The sequence below is a fragment of the Streptomyces sp. NPDC045701 genome (assembly GCF_056432045.1).
This window is the reverse complement of the sequence record NZ_JBWKJV010000009.1, coordinates 183,115-207,155: the sequence shown is the minus strand read 5'-3', so window position 1 is coordinate 207,155 and position 24,041 is coordinate 183,115. Positions and strand designations below refer to the sequence as shown.

The window sequence follows — 24,041 nt, the reverse complement described above, 5'->3', positions numbered from 1 at the left end:
GAACCCCCGCCCCTTCACATGGACGAAGAGCGCCGACGAGATCCTCGAACGCCTGGCCTCATATCTTAATCGAATTCCCGGCGCAGGACACTAGCACTATTGAACGAAGCCGCCTATGCGCTGAAGTGTTCACCACTGCGGCCCACTTGACGATAACTCAGCTAGCCGCCTGCGGCCCACCGGTTCACCTGGGATCTCTTGCGCGGGGCACCACACTGCTTCGAGAGCTGCCCTGGCCTCGCGTCCGCTGTAGCCAGTACCGACGGCGGGCACCGGCGGGTGTCGACCACGCTCTCCCACCAGGCCGGCCCGCTTGCACGGTGCACTGGCCAACTGACCGAGGTTCTGGACCAGACGGACGGCATCGACGCCCCAGTGATGGTGTGCGTCGTCTGGGCCGGCCGGCCGCTTACATCGCGGACGAACTCGTGGCGTCCATGTCCGGCGAGGGTCCGCCACAGCAGCCGATGTGCGCAACCCAGGCATAGAGGTTCGCCACACCCTCCTTGCGTGCAGCATTGAAACGGTGGCACCCGTCGAGGAGGAAGTAGTTACCCCGATCGGGGGTGAGCCCGTGGACCAGCACGACCGGCGGTACGGAGCCACCGTCACTGAGTGTGGCACGAAGCCTCTCGACGCGATGCGTACCGTCGTGGTCGTCGAGGTCATCCATTATCTGGAAGCGGTCAATCTCGCCGACCGGCACCGCTTCAGACTTCCAACACCGAAGTGCCTCGGTGCTGTTGTACAGGGCAACCAAAGCGTCCAGGACCGCTTCGTAGTCTTTACAGGGCTCGAAGTGGTGGAGGTGTGCCAACGTCGTCCAGGTCGTCATGCCGCGAGGCTACCCACTGTCATACGGCAGAGGAGGACGATCTGCGACGCCTCCTTTGGACGGGCAAGACTCGGACGGACGCCGTGGACCACCTGTGGACCGGATGAGTTCTGGGCAGGCATAACACGACCTCGGCCAGGCCTTACGCCGACGGACGAAGCGGCCTCCGCAGCCGTGTGCGCAGGGTCGAATCCTGCCGGGTCAACCCTGCACGAGGTGGTGTCCAAAGACCCCGTCATCAGCGGAAACGCTGAGGCCGGGGTCTTCGCGTATGTGCAGGCGTGTGCCGCCCGGAACGGGCGTGTGTCGGGGCTGTGGTCGAGGCGTGACGGGATCCTCGCATCGCCCCGGAAGTGACTAGCTCACCTTCGGCTCCAGCAGCTCCAGCGCCGACTCCCAGCGGAAGCGATCAGCGCCCCCGCCTGACTTCGGCTTATGGGGTTCGTACTCCCCCACCAGGACGTCCATCTCGCGTAGGCGCTCCAAGCTCTGGCGATAAGCCGGGTAAGCGGCCTGGGCGGCGTTCACGTAGGGCAGGACCGCTGTCGGAATGCCGGCGCCGTACGCCTCGCACAGGATGCCCAAGGCTAGGGTGTCCGAGATTCCGGCAGCCCACTTGTTGATGGTGTTGAACGTGGCCGGCGCGACGGCGATGGCATCGGCGGGCGGCAGGGGGCGTGGATCTCCGGGAACGCGCCATGCGGAACGAATCGGGTAGCCCGTCCGGGACTCGATCGCCGCGACGTCGAGGAAGCCGAGGCCCTGGGGCGTTGCGACGACGCCGACGTCCCAGTTCCGCGCCTGTGCGGCGGTCACCAGCTTGCCGGCGTCACCGGCGATGCCCGCCGCGCAGACCACGACGTACAGGAAGGGCTTCTTCGGCTGATCATTCATGCGGGTACTCCGAGACGACGACTGAAGTCGTGCAGCTGAGGAAGCTTACGACGGTGGTCACGGGCCGCCATGTGTGCGACCGGTTCCCGGACGGCCGGGCGACGGATGTCCTGAGCGGCACAGCTCTCCGCGACGCGGAGTGCTTGGTAGCCCTCGGCGAGTCGGTCCTGCTGGGTGTACGCGCGCGCCGTCTCGACCCACAGCGCGGCGCGACGCTCGGGCACGGGGATGTGGCGACGCATGAGAGGGCGGGCGGCCCGCAGTGCCACGCCCGGGTCGCTGAGGGCGACTGCGGCGCTCACCTCGTGCAGAGCCACGGCGAGGGGACTGAAATTCGCCCACTCGTCCGGGCGGTCGAGGGCGACGTACCGGGCCACCTCTTTGGCCTCCAGGAGAAGTTCCTGGGTGGCTTCCCTGTCGCCGCCGCTACTGGCAGCGGTCACCCCCCGCAGGAGCAGCAGCCCGAGCGCCGCGAGATGACGTGGGGAGCGCTGGTCGTAGGCACCGGCAAGCCGGCCGCTGGTGTGCCGGACGAGGGTGATCGCCTGGTCCGCGTGCCTCTCACGGGCCAGCACGTGTGCGTGAACCCTGACGCTGGAGGCGAGGACCACCGGATCGCCGGAGCGTTCCGCCTCGGCGATGGCGCGGCCGACCGCGAGCCAGGCATTGCCCTGATCGCCCTGCTTGAGAAACAGACTCACCGCGGTCTGGTAGGCCGTGGCAAGAAGCGCGGACAGCTCCGCCGAGCCCGGGGACTCTCCGACTGCTTGCCGGAGAGCGCTGACAAGACCTGGCAGGGTGCGCGCCACTCCCGCGTAATCACAGGTGCAGAAGAGCCGGCGCACCGCGGTGACGCGGTCACGGAGTTCTCCGAGCGCCGGGATGCGACGTGGTGGATCCGGCGGTGGTCCGGGAAGGAGCGACGCGATCAGTGCCTGCCGGGTTCCCGAGGGTGGTGCAGGAGCCGTGAGTGCGGCGACGCCTGTCGCCAGGATGGACCGGCGGCGCACTGTCTCCGCGCAGGGCTCTGTGCGCCGTACCTCAGGCGTGGCAGCCAGTCCGAGACGACCAGGAGGAATGTCGAGCGCCCGCGCGATCTCGCGAAGCAGGCGTACGTCCCCGGTTCCACGCCCACTTTCCAGGCGGCTGACCTTCGACTGGTGGTAGCCGAGGGCCTGAGCGACGTCAGCCTCCGAGCGGCCCCGCGAGACACGAGCTTGGCGAATCACCGCACCGATCCGCCTTGCTTCCCTCTGTACATCGGCCCATCCGTGCCAGGGCTCCTTCCGCCGTTGCCGATTTTGCCCCACCAAACGAGCTTCAGGCAGCGGGACTTGGTGGCAATGCAGGACGTGCATAAGCCATGCACCAGCGGCATCCGCGATCGCTGACAACTGTGCGCTCCGGTTTCGTGAAGTCACCACGCTCGATCAGGAGGCCGCTCATGGAAGCGCACTGTCTGGACCTGTCACTACCGGCCACTCCGGCGGCTGCCGCCGCCGCACGCCAGCGACTCGCGGACAAGATGAGGAGCAGTTGGGGCAGTACTGTCCACGCCGAAGCGCTGCATGATGCCGAGTTGGTGGCAGCGGAGCTGCTCGGTAACGCCGTGACCCACGCAGGACCCGGGCCTGTCTCGGTCACCGCCTCTCTCGACGACGGCGTGCTGCGGATCGAGGTCCAGGACGCCACCGGCACGTCGCCCTCCCCAAGGCTGCCCCATGTGGAGGACGAACGAGGACGAGGTTTGTTCATCGTCCATGTCCTGACCGATCGTTTCGGCGTCGAGCCGCATCCCGCCGGCAAGCGGGTCTGGGCGGAGATCACGACCGATGTCGGCAGGCGGCCGCCCCTTGGCGCGTCCACACTCCCGAGCTCCGCGTCATGACCGACCCGAGAAGTTGGATGGATCCGGGCGTCCCCCTTCCCCTCCCCCTGGTAGCACCCCGCCCCGCGGAAGGCTGCGACATCTGCGCCGCCCTCGCCGAACAGAGGCGTGCAGCGAAGCGTGCAGGAGACTATTCCGCCGCGAGTGACGCCTCCGTCGCAATCAGCGCCCATCCCCACGCTGTGGGGAACCGTCCGTGACAGCTCAGCAGCCGCCCCGACGACTTGAAGGCGGCGCCGCCGCCGAGGGGGCAAGCGATCTCCGCGCGCCCTGGCAGGGGGGGCGAACGGTGCAGCCGTCAGCAGTGAGGGTTGGGGAGGTCTCCGCCCTTCGTTGTAGCGAGCAGGCCGTGCCTGTCGACGTCGCCACCGGCAGGTTCGGCGGCCCGCCATTCGGTCCAGAGGCCGCCGTGGACCGCGGTGCCGGCGCAGCCGGACAGGTGGGCCGCGAGGGCGAGCAGGCAGACCTGCTGCCCTGAGCCGCGGGCAAGGAGGAGCGTGCGACGGGGGCCGGCCGCACTGGTGAAGGGGGCGCATCCGGGCGCCGGGCGGGGCAGTGGGCGCCGAACCGGGGGCGAGGGCGGCCGGCGTGTGGCCGTCGCGGAAGCTCGGGCGTGGCTCGGGGCCCGGTCGGCGAAGCGGGCGGGAGCGGGCGTCGGGGGTCGAGGGGCCGGGGCGGCCGCCACCAGCGTGCTGTCGGCCGGCAGAGGCAGGTGGAGGCGTGTGCCGTTCGGCGCGGACGTCACATTGCGGTTCGGGTCTCCACCAGCAGGCGCTGTACGTCGTCGACGACGTGCCGGAGGTGGCCGGGCCGTACGCCTTCGTGGTCCAGCCACTCGTCGAAGCGGGGACGCAGGTGCCGCACCATGACCGTCCCGTGGCGGCGCAGCACCGAGCGGGTGACCGAGATTTCCTCCTGTACCTCTCGGCGGAGATCGTCGGTCCAGCCCTGCGCCCGGTCGGCCTCCTCCAACGGGGCCTTGAGCGTGGCCACCGCTTCGTCGAGTACCGCCAGCAGGCTCATGACATCTCCAGGGACCGCGATGCGCGGTCTTCGGCTCGGGGTGAGGGTCAGACCGTATACGACGTCGGGCAGCGCGCGGGGGCGGGAACGGGAGGTTGGGGGAGCCCGGTGTGTGGCTCGGGGGGCCGGCGGAGACGGGCGGGGGACGCCGTGAGGGCCGTCGTGTCCGGGGCGGCCGCCGCCCGGGTGCGGGCGGTACGTGTGGCCGTCGTCGTCCTCGGGCCGGGTCGCGTGCCGTTCGGGACGCCCGGGAGAGGGCCGGGCCGGTGGGGGGATGTGCGGGGCACATCGGCGGGGGCGGGGGGCCTGCTCCTCGTGCGGGTGTGGGGGGTCAGCCGGGGCTCGTGTCGAGGAGGTCGGACTGGGCCAGGAGGTAGGCCAGGTGGGCGCGGCTGCGGCCGCCCAGGAGGTCGGAGGCCTTCTTGATGTGGGTGGAGACGGTACGGGCGCTCACGCCCAGCCGGCCGGCGATCGCCGCGTCGGTGTAGCCCTCCACCATCAGACGCAGCACGGCGCGACGGGTCTCGTCGGTCATGAGCGGGGGGCGGGCGTACTCCTGGGTGATGCTGACCGCCTCGGCGCGCTCCCAGGTGTGGTCGAACACCTTGGCCAGGTAGTGGACGATCGCCGGGTGGTCGATGGCCAGGGCGGCGGTTCTCAGTTCGTGCCGCGGGTCCGGGATGAAGGCCGTGGTGCGGTCGTAGATGATCAGGCGGTCGAAGACCTCGTTGATGGTGCGGAACTGGGCGCCCGACGCGGTGGCCCGCTCGATGTAGGCGAGCGTGGGGCCGTGGGCGCGCACCGTGTGCTGGTAGATGGTGCGCTGTTTGACGCCGCGCCGGTGCATGGCGAGGACGCGGGAGAGGGATCTGGCGAGGTTCTCCGGGGCGCGTCCGCCGCCCGGCTGGCAGGTCAGGAGTTCCTCGCGGCAGGCCTCGGCGGCCTGGTGCAGGGCGGCCTGGATGACTTCGGCTCCCTGGAGGAGGCGTACCGGGCCGGCGCCGGCCGACCGGGTGGAGCGGTACACCGTCTCGGCCGCCGAGATCGAGTCACGGATGGCGGCGATGGTGTGCTGGTGGGCCAGCAGCTCGCGTTCTATGGGCCGGGTCAGCTCGCGGTCCGCTATGTCGGGAGGGACGGCTGCCAGCAGTGTGGGGGTTTCGGCCAATGGCCGCATCAGCCCCAACCGGAGGAGACAGTCCGGCACTTCCTCGGAAACCGGACCCTGCAGCAGGGCACGGCGGTAGACCTCGAGACCACGAGCGCACAGCTTGGCGACGTTCGAATGCGGGGCTAAGTCCGAATTTGTGCACATTTGCCTCTCCTTCCGATTCTCGCATTGCGTGATCATGATGCTACTCAACCGACCATTGGGGCGCTGTCGTACGGCATATTTCTCGTGGCGAGAGGCCGAGGGGCCTTTCAGCCAGGGGAGGGAAAATGCAACAGAAGTCAATCTCCATACCCGTGTTCCTCGCGGTGGCATTGGCACTGATCTCGGGCCTGGGCGGACAGGGCGTCGCCGGCTTCTTCGGAGGATCGAATTCCGCCATCGTGCAGGCGACGGTGAAGACCGAGCAGCCCGACGACGACTGGTAGAGAGCGGACGGTCGGCCGGGCGGCCGACGGGAACGTCGGATTTCCGCGGTGTGAATCCCGGGCGTCGCTGATTCGCCCGATTCGAGGGGGGCGCTGGATGAGTACGGACAGGAACCGGGAAACGGTCGGCATACTCCTCGCCGGCGGCCGGGGCGAGCGGGCCAAGCCCATCACGCTCAAGTCCCCGGACCACATCCGCAGCAAGGCACTGATCCCGTTCGCCGGGCGCCGCCTGGTGGAGTGGGTGGTCGACGCCTGCCGCGAGCAGGGCATCCGCCGCTTCTACGTGGTGACCCACGGCCTGGAGAACCGTACCCAGATCAAGCTCCTGCTCGGCCACGGCGAGCGCTACGGCGTCGACGTCACCTACTCCCGCTCGCGCTTCGACCGGTACAACGTCGGGTCGGCCGGCGCCACCCTGCACAACCTCGAGCAGTGGGACCTCCAGGGCCGCGCCCTGGTGCTCCCCGTCGACTCCCTCTTCGACTTCGACCTGGGGGCGATGGAGGCGACGCACGCCGAGCGCGGCGCGCTGGTGACCGTGGCCGCCGTGCGGCGCACGGCGGACGAGATCGCGGGCAAGTACGGGGTGATGCGCACCGACGACGAGGGCCTGGTCCAGGGCTTCGTCGAGAAGCCCGACCGGACCCGGCTCGGGGAGCTGTTCCCGCGCACCACGGTGGACGCGGGGGTCACCCTCCCCACCAACGCGGGGATGTACCTGGTGGACTGCGCCCGGCTGCGGCTGCTCGCCCGGGAACCGGAACTGTTCCGGCAGAGCTACCAGCGGCTCGACTGGGGCCAGGATTTGTTGCCGTGGCTCGCGGCCCGCGGCCTGCCGGTGGCGGCCCACTCCATCGGGCGGCTCGGCGACCTGGGCAACGTACCGGACTACCTGCACACCCTGGGGCTCGTGCTCGACGGCGCGTACGAGCAGATGAACCGGCTGATGCGGCTCCCCGACGTCGCCTCACCGCGCTGCTGGATCCATGAGAGCAGCCTGCGGACGAAGGACGACGTCACCGGCACCACCCTCGCCCAGAAGATCGACGAGGGCTCGGTGGTGGTCGGACCGGGCGTCAGGATCGGCCGTGAGGTGGAGATCGGACCCGGCGTACGGCTCGACCACGCGGACATCGGCGACGGGGCCGAGGTCCGCGAGGGCGCCAGCGTGGTCCGGTCGGCCGTCGGTGAGTCCGCCGTCGTCGGCGCGTACGCCGAGATCGAGGACTCCTACATAGGCCCCATGGCCGAGGTCTGCTCGGAGCGGACCCGGCCGGCACGGCTCGAACGATTCTCGGCCATCGGCGACGGCGCCATGCTCTGGCCGGGGTCACGGTTCTGCGGGGTGAGCGTCTACCCGCGGCTCAGGGTGCCCGCGATGACCGGGGTGCCCGCGGAAACGGAACTCAAGAGCGCCGACGACATCCTCAACTGGGTGTAGCGGCGGCGGATCACTCCTGGAGGGGACCATGCGGAGTCCCATTGCGGTAATCGGAGGCGCGGGCCGGCTGGGCAGTCTGGTGACCCGCCGCCTGCTCCAAGAAGGCACCCGGGTACGGGTGGTGAGCCGGCATCCCGAACGCGGCCGGCTGCCGCTCGGAGTGGAGGAGCACCGCGCCGACGTGCGGTACGCCGACTCGCTGGCCACCGCGCTGCGCGGCTGCGCCGGTGTGGTGTTCAGCGTCGAGCCGGGCACGGCCGACTCCGGGCCCGACAGCCCCGAGACGACCATGTACGACGGCGTGCGCAACGTGCTGGCCGCGGCCACCGAGCACGGCGAACGGCCGCACTTCGTGCTGGTCAGCCAGATCTTCGTGACGCGGCGCGAGCACCCCATGAACGCGTACGGCAGGCTGCTGGACTGGCGGCTGCGCGGTGAGGACGCCGTGCGCGAGTCGGGGCTCCCGTACACCGTCGTACGCCCCAGCTGGCTGACGGACGAGGGCTTCGCGGGCAACCGGGTGCGGCTGGAACAGGGCGACCGGGGCGACGGCTGGGTGTCGCGCACGGCGGTGGCCGAGGCGTGTGTCCAGGCGCTGGGCTCGCCGGCCGCCGCGGGCCGCACCTTCGAGATGTACAACGAGCTGGGCGAGACGCCGACCGACTGGGCGCCGCTGTTCTCCCGGCTCAGCGCCGACCGGCAGCTCGAGCGCAGCCGCTAGGCGGTGGCCGGGGGTGTGCCCGGGCCGGGCACACCGATGACCGACGCGGGCGGGCCCCCCATCCCCCGCCCCCGTCCTCACCCCCGTCGCCCACGTCCCCCGGGGCGGCGGGGCCGGACCCGGGGCCGGTGACACGCGCGTGCCACGACGGCGCGTCCGCGTGCCGGCCGGCCCCGGTGTCCGCTTCCGGACCGGCGCTTTTGGCAGAGGGGCCCGGACCGGTGTTTCCCGGGTTCCCGCTGTACCGCGTTCCGGGGTTCGCGCTCCGGAATGCGGAGGGCGGATTCATGGAGTGCGGGTGCGCGTACCGGTTCGCCGCCACGCTCCTTGAATTACCGGAAAAAACCGGCTGGCCGATTTGCTCGGGACAAACGTAGACTTCTGTGGAGAGAGCTGGGTAACGGTCGTGGAAGACCTGAATATGCCCGAGGATCATTCCCCCGCGATATTCGCCGAGTTCCTCACGCGGACACTCGCTTCCATTCCCCGGAGCGACCAACGCCGCTGGGGCGAACTGTATGTGCGGGGCCTTCTCTCGGTGGACGGCAAGAAGACGATGAGGGCCCTCGCCGGCCACGCGGGCGGCGGTGTCGAACAGAGCCTGTACCAATTCATTACGAAGTCGCCGTGGGACTGCGTTCCCGTGCGGCGGGAAATGGCCCGTCACCTCCACCTGCGCACCGAGCCGCGCGCCTGGGTGGTGCGGCCACTGGTGATCACCAAGGTGGGTCAGCACTCCGTCGGCGTCGAGCGGCAGTTCGTGGCGCAACTGGGCCGGATCGTCAACTGCCAGCAGGGCATGGGGCTGTGGCTCGCGTCCGACCAGCTCAGCACACCTGTCGACTGGTGGCTGGCGCTGCCCGAGTGCTGGACCGACGAGCCCGAGATGCGCCGCCGCGCCTCCATTCCGGAGCACGTCGGGTCGTGCCCGCCGGAACAGTGCGCGATCGGCTCGGTCGTCCGGATGACCGAGGAGTGGAACATGCCCGCCCGTCCCGTGGTGATGGACCTGCGCGACACGGCCCCGTTCCCGCTGTGCGCCGAGCTGATGGACCGCCAGGTCCCGTTCGTGGTACGGGTGGATCCGGCCAAGTCGCACACGCTCGTCGAGCCGTTACGGCCCGCCGACCGGTCCCCGGCCCCCCTCTCCGCGGCCGACCCGGACGGCGGCCTGACCGGGGCGCTCAGCCGCAACCGGATGCCCGTCGAGTGGCTCGACCACCGCACCGGGGCCGTCCGCGCCACGTCCGTCGGCTCCACCCGCGTGCGGCTGCGCTCCCCCGGCGGCGGCCGCGACGGCCGGCAGGAGCTGGTCCTCCTCGGGGCGTGGGGCAAGCCGGGGCGGCGCACGCCCAGCGAGTACTGGCTGTCCAACCTGTCCCGGCCCCGCCTCGGCACGGTGTACCGCACCGCGATGCTCGCCCGGCGCGTGGAGCGCGACCAGGCGGAGGTGAGCGACCGGCTCGGGCTGCGCGACTTCGAGGGGCGTTCCTTCCGGGGCTGGCACCACCACATGACCATGGTGTCCCTCGCGCACGCGATCACCATGCTGTCCCGGGCGGACCGCGGTCCCGCGCCGGAGTCCTCCGTCCCCCGTAGCGCGAAGGTGTCCGCCGCATGACCGTGTCCCCGGACGTGACCGAGACCGGGCGGATCGCCGCCGATCTGCACCGCCTGCTGCCCGGCTGGCTGGCCCGGCAGCGCTGGTTCGGCGGCAAGGACCGGGCCGCTCCCGACGTGGAGCCCGTCCTCGTCGAGACCCTGTGCGCCGACGGCCCGCGGCTGTTGCTGGTCGTGGTGCGCACGGAGCACGACGAGTGGTACCAGCTCCTGGTCGGCGAGAGCCCGGCCGTGCCGGTGGGGCTCACCGACGCGGTCATCGGGCCGAGCGGCGGGACGCTGCTGTACGAGGCGACCGGCGACCCCGAGCTGATGGGGCGGCTGCTCGGCCTGATCGCCGCCGGTGACCCGGGCCCGGGGGACGGCGGCGGGGCGGCAGGCGCGGCGGGTCCGGTGGAGTTCCACCGGGTTCCCGGCGCGGACATCCCCGCCGGGCTGCCGGCGTCGGTGCTCACCGCCGAGCAGTCCAACACGTCCATCGCGTTCGGCGGCCGGATGATGCTCAAGGTGCTGCGGCACGTGGTGCCCGGACCCAACGCCGAGGTGGAGATGCTGGCCGCCCTGCGGCGCGCCGGTGACGTGCCGAGCGCGGCGCCGCTCGGCTGGGTGCGGACGTCCCCGTCGGCGCCCGGCGGCGGGATCACGCTCGCCGTCCTCCAGGAGTTCGTGCCCAACCGGGGCGACGGCTGGGCGGTCGCCGTCGAGGAGGCCCGCGCCTGTGTGGTCGGCGAGTGCGAGAGCGTCGCCCCGCTGGGCGGCTTCGCCGAGGAGGCGCACGCCCTCGGGCGGGCCACCGCCCGGGTGCACGCGGCGCTCGCCGAGCAGCTGGAGACCCGGGTGCTCGGGCCGGAGCAGGTCGACGGGCTCGTGGACGCCCTGACGCGGCGGCTGGAGGCGGCGGTGGACCAGGTGCCGGCCCTGCTGCCGTTCGCCCGGCAGTTGCGGGCGGTGCACCAGGACCTCGGCGAGGTCGCCAAGCGCGGCAACACCCCGCTGCTGGTCCAGCGCGTCCACGGCGACCTGCACCTGGGCCAGACGCTGCGCGGGCGGGACGGCTGGGTCGTGATCGACTTCGAGGGGGAGCCGGGGCAGCCGGAGGCGGAGCGGCGGCGGCTCCAGCCCGCGCTGCGGGACATCGCCTCCATGCTGCGGTCCTTCGACTACGCCGCGCACCACGCGCTGGCCGACGTGCTCGGCGTACCGCCGGGCGAGCAGTCGCCGCAGAACGTGCACGGCACCCGGCTCGCCCGCCGGGCCTCAGCGTGGGCGGTGCACAACCGGGGCGCGTTCTGCGCGGGTTACACGGCCGCCGGCGGTACGGACCCGCGCAGCCAGCCGGTGCTGCTGCGGGCCTTCGAGGCGGACAAGGCGGTGTACGAAGCGGTGTACGAGGCCCACAACCGGCCCGAGTGGCTCTCCATCCCGATGGCCGCGGTGCGCCGCCTGGCGGGCCGCCGCCGCCCGGCCCGGTGAGCGGCGTGGACGTGTCCCCGGCCGGGCCGGACCGGGTCGACGCCGCCGTGGTGGGCGGCGGGCCCGCGGGGCTGTCGGCGGCGATCTACCTGGCGCGCTACAACCGGCGGGTGCTGGTGTTCGACACCGGTCACGGCCGCTCCACCCACCACCAGGTCAACCACAACTACCTGGGCTTCCCCGGCGGCATCGCCACCGTCGACCTGCGCAGGCTGGCCGTCGAGCAGCTCGCCCGGTACGACAACACGCGCCTCGTCCACCACCTGGTCACCGCCGTCGAGGGGGACGCGGCCGGCGGGTTCACGCTCCGCTCCCAGGGCCACCGGTGGCGGGCCCGCACGGTGCTGCTGGCGACCGGGGTGCTGGACCACTTCCCGCACTTCCCCGACTGGCGGTCGTACGTGGGGCGGTCGATGTTCTGGTGCATCACCTGCGACGGGTACGAGAACCGGGGCCGCGACATCCTCGTCGTCGGCCACACCGACGCCGCCGGCGAGGCGATGCAGCTGCACGCGCTGACCGACCGGGTGCGGCTGCTGACCAACAGCCGTCGCGACGACATCAGCGAGACGTTTCGCCGCAGGCTCGCCGGCGCCGGGATCGAGGTGGTCCACGACCGGATCGAGGAGGTCGAGGGGGCGGACGGCCGGCTGCGCGCCGTCCTCACCCGGGGCGGACGCCGCCTCGGGCTGGACGCCCTGTTCTCCATCCAGGGCGCGACCCCCGAGACCGCGCTCGCCCGCTCCCTGGGCGTGACGCTCAACGACGCCGGATACATCACGGTCGACTCCGAGCAGAAGACCTCCGTGCCCGGGGTGTACGCGGCCGGGGACGTCACCTCCCTGCATTCCCACCAAGTCGCCGCGGCGGTCCACGAGGGCGCGCAGGCGGCGTCCGCCGCGCATTACTTCCTCCATCCACCGGAACTCAAAGCCGACTGACCGAACCTCAGTTCAGGAAGTCGGCGGAGGTTCTTTGCCGCGTGCCCGGACGGCCGCCAATGATGGCGTAGCACCGTCCCGGAAATGTGGCATTTCCATGCGCGATGCCGCGCGGGGCCGAAAAGGAGACTTCCCCATGATTCATCAGTTCATTCTGGCGGCGCCCAAGCCGGGAATGACCGCCCAGGAGTTCCAGGACTACTGGGTGGACGTCCACGCCGTGAAGTACGCCGCGAAGATTCCGCAGATCCGCAAGTACCTGGTCGACACCCGCGTCGAGACCGGTGCCGACCTCGGCACGCCGGCCCTGCCCCACCAGGGCATCGCCGAGATCTGGCTGGCCAACGGCGAGGAGCAGCTCGCGTCGCTCCAGACGGAGGAGTTCCTCCAGGGCGCCCGCCTCGACGAGCCCAACTGGGCCGCGTTCTGGCAGACGATCGTCGTCGACACCACGGCGTACGAGGTCATCCCCGGGCCCGCGCTCGCCAAGGGCCAGGACTGGGTGAAGCTCACCGTCCTGATGAAGCGCCGGCCGGGCCTCGGCCTGGAGGAGTACCGCAAGCAGACCCTCGGCGGCTACGCCTCCGTCGTCGGCGCCACGCCCGGCCTGCGCCGCTACCTGCACGCGCACACCGTGGACGGCGCCTACGTCTTCGGCGAGGCCGGCTTCGACAGCGTCGAGCAGCTCTGGTTCGACGACGTCGACGCCCTGAAGGAGGCGCTGCGCTCGCCGCACTTCACCGGCCAGGTGGCGGCCGCCCGCGACGAGGTGGCCGACCCGAAGTACGTGTTCTCCCTCGCCGTGAAGGAGAACTGGATCATCGGCCCCGAGGCCCGCTGACGGGCCGGTGACGCGCCGCTGATCCACCCCACCGATTACCGAAGGAGCAGGCGTGGCCAGAAGGAACGCCAAGAAGATCCTCGTGATTCTGTCGGAGTACGGCTACTGGGGCGAGGAGCTCGTCGGGCCGCTGCACCACTTCGACCAGCGCGGTTACGAGGTCGTGTTCGCCACCCCGACCGGCAGGCAGCCGCACGCGCTCCCGCCGAGCATGGACCCCACGTACATCGACCCGCCGCTGGGCAAGTCGGTGACGTCCGAGGAGGTCGCGAAGCTCACCCGGCAGATCGACGAGTCGGACCGCATGGCCGACCCGATCGACATCTCCGGCTGGGTGCCGGAGCGCCCCTACACCGCGGACGAGGACTACCTGCGCAAGCTGGAGGCCTACCACCGCGCCGTGGACCTGGTCGCCCAGGAGCTGGAGGAGTACGACGCGCTGCTGATCGTCGGCGGCTCGGGCCCGATCGTGGACCTGGCCAACAACGAGCGGGTGCACCAGCTCATCCTGTCCTTCCTGCGCGCCGACAAGCCGATCGCCGCCGAGTGCTACGGCGTCGCCCCGCTCGCGTTCGCCCGCGACTGGGAGGACCGCAAGTCGATCATCTGGGGCAAGCACGTCACCGGGCACTGCAAGGAGTACGACTACAAGGACGGGACCGGTTTCCTCGGCACCGATTTCGTCATGGGGCCGCCGCCGTATCCGCTGGAGTACATCCTGCGTGACGCCACCGGCCCGGACGGCCGCTATCACGGCAATTTCGGCAAGGAAACGTCGGTGATCGTGGACTACCCGTTCATCACCGGGCGTTCGACGCCGGACTCGTACCTCACCGGCGAAAAGATCGTCGAGGTCCTCGAGGACGGGCTGCGCCGCTTCGGCTGGTAATTCAACGGTTGACCGACGAGAGAAGGAAGACATGGCCAGGCAGGGCAAAGCGGCGATCATCGAGCAATTCCTCGCCGATGGAATTCCCTATATGTTCGGCAATCCAGGAACGGTCGAGCAGGGATTCCTGGACGCGCTGGAGGACTACGACGGCCTCCAGTACATCCTGACCCTGCAGGAGACGGTCGCCGCCGGCATCGCCGACGGGTACGCCCGGGCCACCGGCCGCCCGGCGCTGCTCCAGCTGCACAGCGGCGTCGGCCTCGGCAACGCGATCGGCATGCTCTACCAGGCCAAGCGGGGACACTCACCGCTCCTGGTGATCGCCGGCGAGGCCGGGGTGAAGTACGACGCGATGGACGCGCAGATGGCGGCCGACCTGGTCGCCATGGCGGAGCCCGTCACCAAGTACGCGACCCGGGTCACCGACCCGCACTCGGTGCTGCGGGTGCTGCGGCGGGCCATGAAGATCGCGATGACCCCGCCGCGCGGCCCCGTCTTCGTCTCCCTTCCGATGGACGTCCTGGACGCGGTCAACACCGAGCCGGTCGTCCCGAGCACGTTCCTGGAGACCCGGGCGCTGCCGGTGCCCTCCCTGGTGGAGCAGGCGGCACGGCTGCTGGCCGGCGCCGAGAAACCGGTCGTCATCGTGGGCGACGGCGTCTCGGCGTCCGGCGGGCAGGCGGAGCTGGTGCGGGTGGCCGAGCAACTGGGCGCCGACGTGTGGGGCATGGACTTCTCCGAGGTGAACCTGGACGCCCGGCACCCGCTCTACCGGGGCCAGCTCGGCCATATGTTCGGCGAGGTCAGCCGGGCGGCGGTGAAGGACGCGGACGCGGTGCTGATCGTCGGCACCTATGTCTTCGGCGAGGTCTTCCCGGTGCTGGACAACCCGTTCCGGCAGGACGCCAAGATCGTCCACATCGATCTCGACGGGTACGAGATCGCCAAGAACCACCCGGTCACCCTCGGGCTGGTCGCCGACCCCAAGGCCACCCTCGCCGCGCTCGCCTCCGAGCTGGACGGCCGGCTGTCGGCCGAGGACCGGGCGCTGGCGTCGGGGCGGCTGGAGTCGCGCCGCCGCGAGCAGCCGGCCGGACCGCGGGACGACGGTTCGCTGCTGCACCACTTCCTCCGGGAGCTGGCCGGGCAGGCCCCGGAAGACCTGATGGTCTTCGACGAGGCGCTGACGGCGGCCGGGCCGCTGAACGCGTACCTGCCGGGGCGGCTGCCGGGGCACTGGTTCTCCACGCGCGGCGGGTCGCTGGGCGTGGGCATTCCCGGGGCGCTGGGCATCAAGCTCGCGCACCCCGACAAGACGGTGATCGGCTTCACCGGCGACGGCGGGTCGATGTACACGTTCCAGGCGCTGTACACGGCCGTCCGGCACGACATCGGCGCCAAGTTCGTGATCTGCAACAACCGCAGCTACAAGCTGCTCGACCTCAACATCGAGCAGTACTGGCGGGAACGGGACATCCCCGAGCACGCCCACCCGACGCCGTTCGACCTGTCCCACCCCGACCTCGGCTTCACCCGGCTCGCCGAGGGGTTCGGCGTCGAGGCGCTGCGGGTCGACGACCACGAGCAGGTGGCGTACGCGGTCAAGCGGATGCTCAGCGACGACAAGCCGTTCCTCATCGACCTGCGGACCACCGAGGGAACAACCGAAGGGGGGACCCATGGCCGGCACAGCTGAGACACCGTCGCGCGACGGTGTGCTCACCGGCCGGAGGATCGCGATCCTCACGGAGAGCGACTTCTACGAGCCCGAGATCGCCTACTACCAGCGCCGGTTCGCCGAGGAGGGCGCCCGCGTCGACTTCCTCACCCGGCTGTGGGGCAACAAGTCCATCACCTTCACCGGCCACGAGTACCGTGCGCCGCTGACCGTGACCCGCAGCCTGGAGGACCTGGACGACCGGCGGCTGCGCGAGTACAGCGCGCTGATCGTGCCGTCCGGCATGGTCGCGGACCGGCTGCGCTACACCGAGGACATCGAGCGGCTGGCGCCGGCCACCGACCTGCTGCGCCGGGCGTTCGCCCGGTCGGGCGTGGTCAAGGGGATCATCTGCCACGGCATGTGGCTGGCCGCGTCGATCCCGTACGTGGTGCGCGGCCGCAAGGTGGTCTGCCACAACAACCTCATCGGCGACGTACGCAACATGGGCGCCAACTACGTGGACCAGGACGTCGTCGTGGACGGGGACCTGGTGACCGCCCGGACGGGCGACCACTGCCATCTGTTCGCCAGGACCATCATCGACGAGCTCGTGCTGCGAGGGGCGTGAAGGCCATGTCCACCACTTCCGACACCGTGAACTTCACGTTCTCCGACACCATCGCGGGCCGTGTCACCGGCTTCGACCGCGACGCCCGGGTGGTGAGCGTGGTCACCCAGGCCGGCACGGAGTTCCGGATATCCCTGGACGGCGACCCGAGCGCCGAGCTGCTGCACAACCTGGGCGAGCCGTACCAGGACGCCTCGGGGCACATCGACGACATGCTCCAGGAGGGCACGTTCCTCCTGGCGTACGGCGTGTTCTACCCCACCGAGGAGCGGCTGCGGTTCGAGGCCAAGCGGCTGATCTTCGTGGGCCGGCAGGGCGACGACTTCCGCTTCGAGGAGACGGGCTGGTGGGTCCGGCAGATCAAGGAGATCGCCGCGTTCTACCGCAAGGCGCAGTTCGGCGACGGCCCCGTCGACTTCGGGCAGTACCGCACCGAGATCCGGCCGGCGGGGAGAAGACCGCCAGCCACGTCCAGGAGACCGACACCATCTCCCGGCTGGTGTACGGCATGGCGTCGGCGTTCCTGCTGACCGGTGAGGACGAGTACCTGGAGGTCGCCGAGCGCGGCACCGAGTACCTGCGCGAGCACATGCGGTTCGTCGACACCGACGAGAACGTCGTGTACTGGTACCACGGGCTGTCCATCGACGGCGACATCGAGAAGAAGCTGTTCACCTCGGAGTTCTCCGACGACTACGACGCGCTGCCGGCGTACGAGCAGATCTACGCGCTCGCCGGGCCGGTCCAGACGTACCGGATCACCGGCGACCCGCGGATCAGGAACGACGCCGACGCCACCCTCCGGCTGTTCGACCGGTTCTACCTGGACCCGGAGCACGGCGGGTACTTCTCGCACATCGACCCGATCCTGCTGAGCCCGCACCACGAGTCCCTCGGCCCGAACAGGGCCCGCAAGAACTGGAACTCGGTCGGCGACCACGCCCCCGCCTACCTGATCAACCTGTACCTGGCGACGGGCGAGAAACGTTACGCCGACATGCTGGAGTACACCTTCGACACCATCGTCGAGCGGTTCCCCGACCCGAAGAACAGCCCCTTCGTCCAGGAGCGGTTCCACCAGGACTGGTCGCACGACACCACCCACGGCTGGCAGCAGAACCGGGCGGTCGTCGGCCACAACCTGAAGATCGCCTGGAACCTGATGCGGATGCACAGCCTCCGCCCCAAGCCCGAGTACCTGGAGATGGCCGCCTCCATCGGCGAGACCATGCCGGACGTCGGCGCCGACCGCCAGCGCGGCGGCTGGTACGACGTGGTCGAGCGGATCAAGCGGGACGGCGAGGAGCACTTCCGCTTCGCCTGGCACGACCGCAAGGCCTGGTGGCAGCAGGAGCAGGCGATCCTCGCGTACCTCATCCTGCACGGCATCACCGGACGGGAGGACTTCCGCGACGAGGCCCGCGACGCCCAGTCCTTCTACAACGCGTTCTTCCTCGACCACGACGAGGGCGCCGTCTACTTCAACACCCTCGCCAGCGGCCTGCCGTACCTGCTGGGGGTCGAGCGGCTCAAGGGCAGCCACTCGATGAGCATGTACCACTCGGCGGAGCTGTGCTACCTGGCGGCCGTCTACAACAACCTGCTGGCCGGCGGGAAGGCCATGGACTTCTGGTTCAAGCCCGACCCGTCCGACCTGGACGGCCGGCTGCTGCGGGTCGCGCCCGACCTGCTGCCGCCCGGCTCGGTGCGGATCGAGTCCGCCGAGATCGAGGGCGAGCCGCACACCGACTTCGACGCCGACGCCCTGACCGTGACGCTCCCCGAGACGTCCGGCCGGGTCAAGGTCAAGGTCCGGCTGGCCCCCCGGGCCAGGACGGAGGTGGCCGGATGACCGTCAAGGTCAACGCGCGCTCCGAGGGCGACATCACCGTCATCGCCCTCGACGGCGAGATCAACAGCACCACGTCCGGGGGCCTCCAGGCGCAGCTCCTGCCGTTCATCCGGCAGGGTGCCGACGTCCTGGTCGACCTCACCGGGGTGTCCTACGTCTCCAGCGCCGGGCTGCGCACCCTGCTCATCGTGCACCGCAGGGCGCAGCAGCTCACCGCGCGGATCACCCTCGTCGGCCTGTCGGAGGAGGTCACCTTCGTCATGAACGCCACCGGCTTCCTCGACTTCTTCCGGATCGGCGAGGACGTGGACTCCGAGCTGGAGCGGGCGGCGCGATGAGCCCCCGGGACCTGACGGAGATGCGCGAGCGCGTCGACGCGTACCCCACGCACCGGATCGCCGGCTACCGGGTAAGGGCCGGGCGGCCCTTCCCGTACGGGGCGACCCCGGTGCCGGGGGGCGTCAACTTCTCGGTCTACTCGGACCGCGCCACCTCGATGAGCCTGGTGCTCTTCGAGCGGGGCGCGCCCGAGCCGGCCGCGGAGCTGCCCTTCCCGGCGGAGTTCCGCACCGGCAGCGTGTACGCGATGACGGTGTTCGGGCTCGACGTGGAGAACCTGGAGTACGGCTTCCGCGCCGACGGGCCCTTCGACCCGGTGACGGGCGACCGCTTCGACGCGCGCCGGGTGCTCAGCGACCCGTACGCCCGGCTCGTCTCGGGGCGGGACGTGTGGGGGCGCGAGCCCGACTGGAACGACGTCTACCCCTACCGCGCCCAGGTGGTGAACGACGACTTCGACTGGGGCGACGACACCCCGCTGCGGATCCCCACCGAGGACCTCGTCATCTACGAGACGCACGTGCGCGGTTTCACCCGCCACCCCTCGTCGGGGGTGACGGCGCCGGGGACGTACGCCGGGCTGCGGGAGAAGATCCCGTACCTGCGGAAACTCGGCGTCAACTGCGTGGAGCTGCTGCCGGTCTTCGAGTTCGACGAGCTGGACAACCCGCGCACCAACCCGGTCACCGGCGAGCGGCTGCACAACTACTGGGGCTACAACACCGTCTCCTTCTTCGCCCCGAAGGCCGGCTACGCGGCGACGGGCCGGTTCGGCATGCAGGCCGACGAGTTCAAGTCGCTGGTGAAGGAGCTGCACCGGGCGGGCATCGAGGTCGTCCTGGACGTGGTGTTCAACCACACCGCCGAGGGCAACGAGTACGGGCCGACGATCTCGTTCCGCGGGCTCGACAACGCCACGTACTACATGCTCACCCCGGACGGGCAGTACTACAACTTCAGCGGCACCGGGAACACCGTCAACTGCAACCACCCGGTGGTGCGGGACTTCGTACTGGGCTGCCTGCGCCACTGGGTCGCCGAGTACCACATCGACGGGTTCCGCTTCGACCTGGCGGCCATCCTCGACCGCGCCCCGGACGGCACCCCGCTGCCCAACCCGCCGCTGCTGGAGCAGCTCGCGTACGACCCGATCCTGCGGCACACCAAACTGATCGCCGAGGCCTGGGACGCGGCCGGGCTGTACCAGGTGGGGCACTTCCCCAACTACGGCCGCTGGTCGGAGTGGAACGGCAAGTACCGCGACGCGGTCCGCAGGTTCGTCAAGGGCGAACCGGGGCTCGCCGGCGAGCTGGCCACCCGGATGGCCGGCTCCCCCGACCTGTACCGGGGTCGCGGGGCCGCCGCGTCCGTCAACTTCATCACCGCGCACGACGGCTTCACCCTGAACGACCTCGTCTCGTACAACGACAAGCACAACGAGGCGAACGGCGAGGGCAACAACGACGGCGCCAACGACAACCACAGCTGGAACTGCGGCGAGGAGGGCCCCAGCGCCTCCCCGCACGTGCGGGACCTGCGGATGCGCCAGATGAAGAACCTGCTGGCGATCCTGCTCACCAGCCAGGGTGTCCCCATGATCCTGGCCGGCGACGAGGTGGGCCGCACCCAGCTCGGCAACAACAACACGTACTGCCAGGACAACGAGCTGTCGTGGTTCGACTGGGGCCTCGTGGAGGCCAACGCCGAGCTGCTGCAGTTCACCCGCGGCCTGATCGCCTTCCGGCACGCGCACCCGGTGCTGCGCAACACCGAGCACCCGCGCGGCGTCGACTCGACGGGCAGCGGCTACCCGGACGTCAGCTGGCACGGGGTGCGCGCCTGGCACCCCGACTGGGCGGACCACTGCCGGGTCGTCGCCCTGATGCGGTGCGGCCGGCACGCGAAGGGCGGGGTGCCCGACGACCACGTGTACGTCGCCGTCAACGCCCACTGGGAGCCCCACGACATGGAGCTCCCGCAACTCCCGGACGGCCAGGCCTGGCACCTGTTCGCCGACACGGGGGCCCTGATGCCGTACGGCATGCACCCGCTGGGCCAGGAGCCCCTGCTGGAGCACCCCGGGCGCTACCACCTGGGCCCGCACTCGGCGGTGATCCTCGTGGGCCGCCCGGTATCCACGACGCAAGCGACGCAGAAGGAGATGGCACCGTGACGTTCGACGTGAGGCTCAGGCTCAACGAGCGGGTGGCGACGATAGAGCTCATCGGCGAGCTGGACGCGTCCAGCGCCGGCCGCTTCCACGACACGATCGACGAGGCCGCGGCTGCCGGGTCGATCGAGCTGGTGATCAGGGCCGAGAAGCTGGAGTACATGTCCAGCGCGGGGCTGCGGTCGCTGGTGTTCGCCCGCCAGAAGATGGGCGACGGCGTCAGGATCGCCGTCGTCGGCGCCACGGAGCCGGTCGCGCACACGATCAGGCTGGCCGGGTTCGACCACAGCATCGACCTGATCGACGCCTGAGGGGGCGGGGAGACATGGGCCTCGACTCCGGCGCCACGTCGCCGTCCGGCACGTCCGCCGGATCCCTCGCCCCGGGCGGCCTCGCCCCGTCGGGCGGTGCCCTTCCCGGTGCGCCGGCAGCCGCTGCCGGCCGCGCGCCGGCCACCTGCGCGCCGGGCGTGCCGGGCGGCCCGGGTGCGGCGGGCACGTCCCACGGCCCGGGCGCGACCGGGGCCGGGGCGGCACGGGGCCCGCGCCCGGGACCGGGACCAGGGCCGGAACCGGGCTCGGCACCGAGACCGGCACCGAGACCGGGCGGGGTCCCGGACGGCGCGGGCGCACGCCCCGGCGGCGCGAAGGGCGCCGGCGCCGGGCCGTGGACCCCCGGGACGCCGGACGCGCTGCGGATCCCCGCGCGGCTGGCGTGCCTGGACCGGGTCGCCGAGTTGGTGCTGGGCCTCGGCGCGCGGGCCGAACTGCCGCAGAGCTCCGTGTACCGGCTGCGGCTGGCCGCCGACGAGCTGGCGACCAACATCGTCATGCACGGCTACCGGGGCGCCACCGGTGAGATCTCCGTGGACGGCGGCATCGACCCGGACCAGGTGTGGGTGCGCTTCGAGGACGACGCCCCGGCCTTCGACCCGCGCCAGGGCATGCGCGCCCCGGTGCTCGACGTGCCGCTCGCCGAACGGCAGATCGGTGGGCTCGGGGTCTTCCTCGCCTTCACGGCGGTCGACTCCTTCGAGTACGAGCTGGTCGCCGGCCGCAATGTGAGCACGCTCGTGATGCGCCGCTCGGCCACGGCCGCCGGCCCCGGGACGGGATGAGGTGACATGCTCCAGACCAATGTGCTGCTCCTGGACGAGCACCGCAGCGCGCCGCCGGAGCTGCTGAAGGCCCTGGACAGCGTGGGCGCCGTGGTGCGCATCCGCACCCCGGCCGACGTGCTGGTCGTCCAGCACGGCCAACTGCCCACCACGGAGGTGCTGCTGGCCTACGCGGGCCTGTCGCCGCACACCGTCCGCGCCGTGGCGCGCCGGCTGGACGACGAGGGGCAGCGGCCGACCGTCGTGGCGTTCGCCGAGCACGACCTGCACCTGCTGGGAAGCCACATCCACGCCGGCTCCGACTACCTGGTGCCGCCGTTCTACCCCGACCTCGTACGGGCCCGGCTGCGCGACTGCCACGAGCGGGCCAACTTCACCCGGACCATGGAGGACGTCACCGCCCGCGCCGAACTGCTCAGCTACGAGCGGGAGCTGGAGATCGGGCGGGAGATCCAGATGGGCTTCCTGCCCGAGACGCTGCCCAACCCCGACGGCTGGGAGATCCACGTCCGCTTCCGGCCCGCCCGGACCGTCGCCGGCGACTTCTACGACGTGTTCGAGCTGGTCAACAACCGCCGCCTCGCGCTGGTCGTGGCCGACGTCTGCGACAAGGGCGTCGGCGCCGCGCTGTTCATGGCGCTCATCCGCAGCCTGCTGCGGCACACCGCCGAGCAGAGCGGACTGCAGAGCCTGATCGCCGCCGACCTGCTGGGCGAGGACGCGGGCTGGGGCGAGCAGAGCCGGGCCATCCCGGTGGTCGGGGCCACGCCGCTGCTCAACGCCGTGGTGGGCACCAACAACTACCTGACCAGGAACCACATCCGGCAGGGCTACTTCGCCACCATGTTCTTCGGCGTCCTGGACCCGCTCACCGGCAACCTCGTCTACATCAACGGCGGCCACAACCCGCCCGTCCTGGTGAGCGGCGAGGGCAAGGACCCGGTGCTGCTCGAACCCACCGGGCCCGCCGTCGGCGTGATCCCCGACGGCACCTTCTCGCTCGGGTACGCGCAGATCGGCCCCGGCGACACCCTCTTCGTCTACACCGACGGGGTGACCGAGGCCCGGTCGATGTCGGGGCGGTTCTTCGGCGACGAGCAGTTGCTCACGGAGCTGGGGCGGGCGGCGGTGCGCGGGGAGGAGCTGCTGGACCACATGGACGGGGTGCTGAGCGAGTTCGTCGGCCCGTCCGAGCAGTCGGACGACATCACCATGATGGCCGTCCACTGGCGGCTGCCCGGGGAGGGCGGGGACGACGCCCGCGCACACGACCACCGCCGGGCCCACGGCCAGGACGACCACTAGACCGATTCACCGGATGGGATCCATGTCGCAGATCATCACCGTGCACTCCTACCGAGGGGGTACGGGGAAGTCCAGCACGGCCGCCAACCTCGCGTTGCTCCTGGCCTCCGGGGGCCGCCGGGTCGCGCTCGTGGACACGGACATCCAGACGCCCGCCCTGGACCTGATGTTCGGTGACACCGTGCCCGCCGCCCGCCGCTCGCTCGCGGACTACCTGGTCGGCCACTGCGAGATCGAGGACGCGGCCTACCCCTGCCGGGCGGACGTGGGCCACGACGGTGTCTTCCTGGTACCGGCCAGGAGCGGGGCGGCCGGCATCAACGAGATCATGGGGCGCGGCTACGACGTGGGGCTGCTGCGCGAGGGCTTCGACCGGCTGATCGACCTGCTGGCCCTCGACGTGCTGCTCCTCGACACCCATGCCGGGTTCAACAACGAGACCGTGACGGCGATGGCCAGCTCCGACGCGCTGGTGATCGTCACCCGGGCCGACCGGCTCGACCTCGCGGGCGCCGCCGAGACCATGGCGCTGGCGGGCCGGCTCGGCTGCGTACGGGTGAGCGTGGCGCTCAGCATGGTGCCGGACGGCGTGGTCGACGCGCGGATGCGCGCGGAGGTCGAGTCCGCGTACGCCACGGAGATCACCGCCGTCCTGCCGTACGCCCCGGAGATGGCGTCCCTCGCCGGTGAGCGGCTCTTCAGCCCGGCCTACCCGCACCACCCGCTGGTCACGGGCTACCGCCGGATCATCTCCGCCGTGAGCAACGGCACCACCGCGATACGCCGGTGACACCGGCGC

At 70.9% G+C, this 24,041-nt stretch carries 24 protein-coding genes; 19 read left to right on the top strand and 5 right to left on the bottom strand.

The features are described from left to right. Positions 1-409: 409 nt before the first annotated feature. From AC07DW_RS13980 to AC07DW_RS13970, 3 genes are all read right to left on the bottom strand, one after another. A complete protein-coding gene (locus AC07DW_RS13980; protein ID WP_478857881.1) occupies positions 410-835 on the bottom strand; it encodes a ParB N-terminal domain-containing protein in 426 nt (141 codons plus the stop codon). A gap of 357 nt (positions 836-1,192) precedes the next feature. Next, on the bottom strand, positions 1,193-1,729 hold the full coding sequence (locus AC07DW_RS13975) for a flavoprotein (protein ID WP_478857880.1): 537 nt from the start codon (positions 1,727-1,729) through the stop codon (positions 1,193-1,195). After that, positions 1,726-3,087 carry a helix-turn-helix domain-containing protein gene (locus AC07DW_RS13970; RefSeq protein WP_478857879.1) on the bottom strand — a complete coding sequence of 454 codons (1,362 nt, stop codon included), beginning with the start codon at positions 3,085-3,087 and terminating at the stop codon, positions 1,726-1,728. The genes AC07DW_RS13975 and AC07DW_RS13970 overlap by 4 nt, the downstream gene beginning before the upstream one ends. Before the next feature lie 86 nt (positions 3,088-3,173). Between AC07DW_RS13970 and AC07DW_RS13965 the strand changes: the two genes are divergently transcribed. Then, the gene (locus AC07DW_RS13965) at positions 3,174-3,617 is read left to right on the top strand and encodes an ATP-binding protein (RefSeq protein WP_478857878.1); all 444 of its coding nucleotides are present in this window, start codon (positions 3,174-3,176) and stop codon (positions 3,615-3,617) included. 741 nt (positions 3,618-4,358) lie between these two features. On the opposite strand, the gene AC07DW_RS13960 is transcribed toward AC07DW_RS13965, so the two are convergent. Together AC07DW_RS13960 and AC07DW_RS13955 are read right to left on the bottom strand one after the other, a co-directional pair. Further along, on the bottom strand, positions 4,359-4,640 hold the full coding sequence (locus tag AC07DW_RS13960; protein ID WP_478857877.1) for a hypothetical protein: 282 nt from the start codon (positions 4,638-4,640) through the stop codon (positions 4,359-4,361). Between the two features lie 331 nt (positions 4,641-4,971). Next, entirely contained in the window at positions 4,972-5,817 is an 846-nt protein-coding gene (locus tag AC07DW_RS13955) for a helix-turn-helix transcriptional regulator (protein ID WP_478857876.1), read from the bottom strand. Between the two features lie 263 nt (positions 5,818-6,080). On the opposite strand from AC07DW_RS13955, the gene AC07DW_RS13950 reads away from it, so the two are divergent. The 18 genes from AC07DW_RS13950 (at position 6,081) to AC07DW_RS13865 (ending at position 24,032) form a co-directional block, all read left to right on the top strand. Further along, the gene (locus tag AC07DW_RS13950) at positions 6,081-6,239 is read left to right on the top strand and encodes a hypothetical protein (RefSeq protein ID WP_478857875.1); all 159 of its coding nucleotides are present in this window, start codon (positions 6,081-6,083) and stop codon (positions 6,237-6,239) included. Positions 6,240-6,336: 97 nt separating this feature from the next. Further along, on the top strand, positions 6,337-7,683 hold the full coding sequence (locus AC07DW_RS13945; protein WP_478857874.1) for a sugar phosphate nucleotidyltransferase: 1,347 nt from the start codon (positions 6,337-6,339) through the stop codon (positions 7,681-7,683). Between the two features lie 28 nt (positions 7,684-7,711). After that, on the top strand, positions 7,712-8,404 hold the full coding sequence (locus AC07DW_RS13940) for an SDR family oxidoreductase (protein WP_478857873.1): 693 nt from the start codon (positions 7,712-7,714) through the stop codon (positions 8,402-8,404). Positions 8,405-8,825: 421 nt separating this feature from the next. After that, positions 8,826-10,025, top strand: a complete 1,200-nt coding sequence (locus tag AC07DW_RS13935; RefSeq protein WP_478857872.1) for an IS701 family transposase — start codon at positions 8,826-8,828, stop codon at positions 10,023-10,025. Then, positions 10,022-11,497 (top strand): maltokinase N-terminal cap-like domain-containing protein, encoded by a 1,476-nt coding sequence (locus AC07DW_RS13930; RefSeq protein WP_478857871.1) that lies wholly within the window; start codon positions 10,022-10,024, stop codon positions 11,495-11,497. The genes AC07DW_RS13935 and AC07DW_RS13930 overlap by 4 nt, the downstream gene beginning before the upstream one ends. A 5-nt stretch (positions 11,498-11,502) precedes the next feature. Further along, positions 11,503-12,438, top strand: coding sequence for an NAD(P)/FAD-dependent oxidoreductase (locus tag AC07DW_RS13925; protein WP_478857870.1), 936 nt, complete (start codon positions 11,503-11,505; stop codon positions 12,436-12,438). Between the two features lie 136 nt (positions 12,439-12,574). Then, positions 12,575-13,279 carry an EthD domain-containing protein gene (locus tag AC07DW_RS13920; protein WP_478857869.1) on the top strand — a complete coding sequence of 235 codons (705 nt, stop codon included), beginning with the start codon at positions 12,575-12,577 and terminating at the stop codon, positions 13,277-13,279. A gap of 52 nt (positions 13,280-13,331) precedes the next feature. Further along, positions 13,332-14,168 carry a type 1 glutamine amidotransferase domain-containing protein gene (locus tag AC07DW_RS13915; protein ID WP_478857868.1) on the top strand — a complete coding sequence of 279 codons (837 nt, stop codon included), beginning with the start codon at positions 13,332-13,334 and terminating at the stop codon, positions 14,166-14,168. A 31-nt stretch (positions 14,169-14,199) separates the two neighbouring features. Beyond that, on the top strand, positions 14,200-15,867 hold the full coding sequence (locus tag AC07DW_RS13910; RefSeq protein WP_478857867.1) for a thiamine pyrophosphate-binding protein: 1,668 nt from the start codon (positions 14,200-14,202) through the stop codon (positions 15,865-15,867). Then, positions 15,851-16,459: a DJ-1/PfpI family protein gene (locus AC07DW_RS13905; RefSeq protein WP_478857866.1), complete on the top strand. Its 609-nt coding sequence runs from the start codon at positions 15,851-15,853 to the stop codon at positions 16,457-16,459. Before AC07DW_RS13910 ends, AC07DW_RS13905 begins: the two co-directional genes overlap by 17 nt. Positions 16,460-16,464: 5 nt before the next feature. Beyond that, positions 16,465-16,989 carry a hypothetical protein gene (locus tag AC07DW_RS13900; RefSeq protein ID WP_478857865.1) on the top strand — a complete coding sequence of 175 codons (525 nt, stop codon included), beginning with the start codon at positions 16,465-16,467 and terminating at the stop codon, positions 16,987-16,989. Further along, on the top strand, positions 16,968-18,311 hold the full coding sequence (locus AC07DW_RS13895) for an AGE family epimerase/isomerase (RefSeq protein WP_478857864.1): 1,344 nt from the start codon (positions 16,968-16,970) through the stop codon (positions 18,309-18,311). The genes AC07DW_RS13900 and AC07DW_RS13895 overlap by 22 nt, the downstream gene beginning before the upstream one ends. Beyond that, positions 18,308-18,649: an STAS domain-containing protein gene (locus AC07DW_RS13890; protein ID WP_478857863.1), complete on the top strand. Its 342-nt coding sequence runs from the start codon at positions 18,308-18,310 to the stop codon at positions 18,647-18,649. Before AC07DW_RS13895 ends, AC07DW_RS13890 begins: the two co-directional genes overlap by 4 nt. Next, the gene (gene glgX, locus AC07DW_RS13885) at positions 18,646-20,823 is read left to right on the top strand and encodes a glycogen debranching protein GlgX (RefSeq protein WP_478857862.1); all 2,178 of its coding nucleotides are present in this window, start codon (positions 18,646-18,648) and stop codon (positions 20,821-20,823) included. Before AC07DW_RS13890 ends, glgX begins: the two co-directional genes overlap by 4 nt. Then, the gene (locus AC07DW_RS13880) at positions 20,820-21,131 is read left to right on the top strand and encodes an STAS domain-containing protein (protein WP_478857861.1); all 312 of its coding nucleotides are present in this window, start codon (positions 20,820-20,822) and stop codon (positions 21,129-21,131) included. Before glgX ends, AC07DW_RS13880 begins: the two co-directional genes overlap by 4 nt. 14 nt (positions 21,132-21,145) lie before the next feature. Beyond that, on the top strand, positions 21,146-21,937 hold the full coding sequence (locus AC07DW_RS13875) for an ATP-binding protein (protein ID WP_478857860.1): 792 nt from the start codon (positions 21,146-21,148) through the stop codon (positions 21,935-21,937). A 6-nt stretch (positions 21,938-21,943) separates the two neighbouring features. Beyond that, positions 21,944-23,242: a PP2C family protein-serine/threonine phosphatase gene (locus tag AC07DW_RS13870; protein ID WP_478857859.1), complete on the top strand. Its 1,299-nt coding sequence runs from the start codon at positions 21,944-21,946 to the stop codon at positions 23,240-23,242. A 22-nt stretch (positions 23,243-23,264) separates the two neighbouring features. Next, positions 23,265-24,032 (top strand): MinD/ParA family ATP-binding protein, encoded by a 768-nt coding sequence (locus tag AC07DW_RS13865; RefSeq protein WP_478857858.1) that lies wholly within the window; start codon positions 23,265-23,267, stop codon positions 24,030-24,032. The last annotated feature ends 9 nt before the right edge of the window (positions 24,033-24,041 follow it).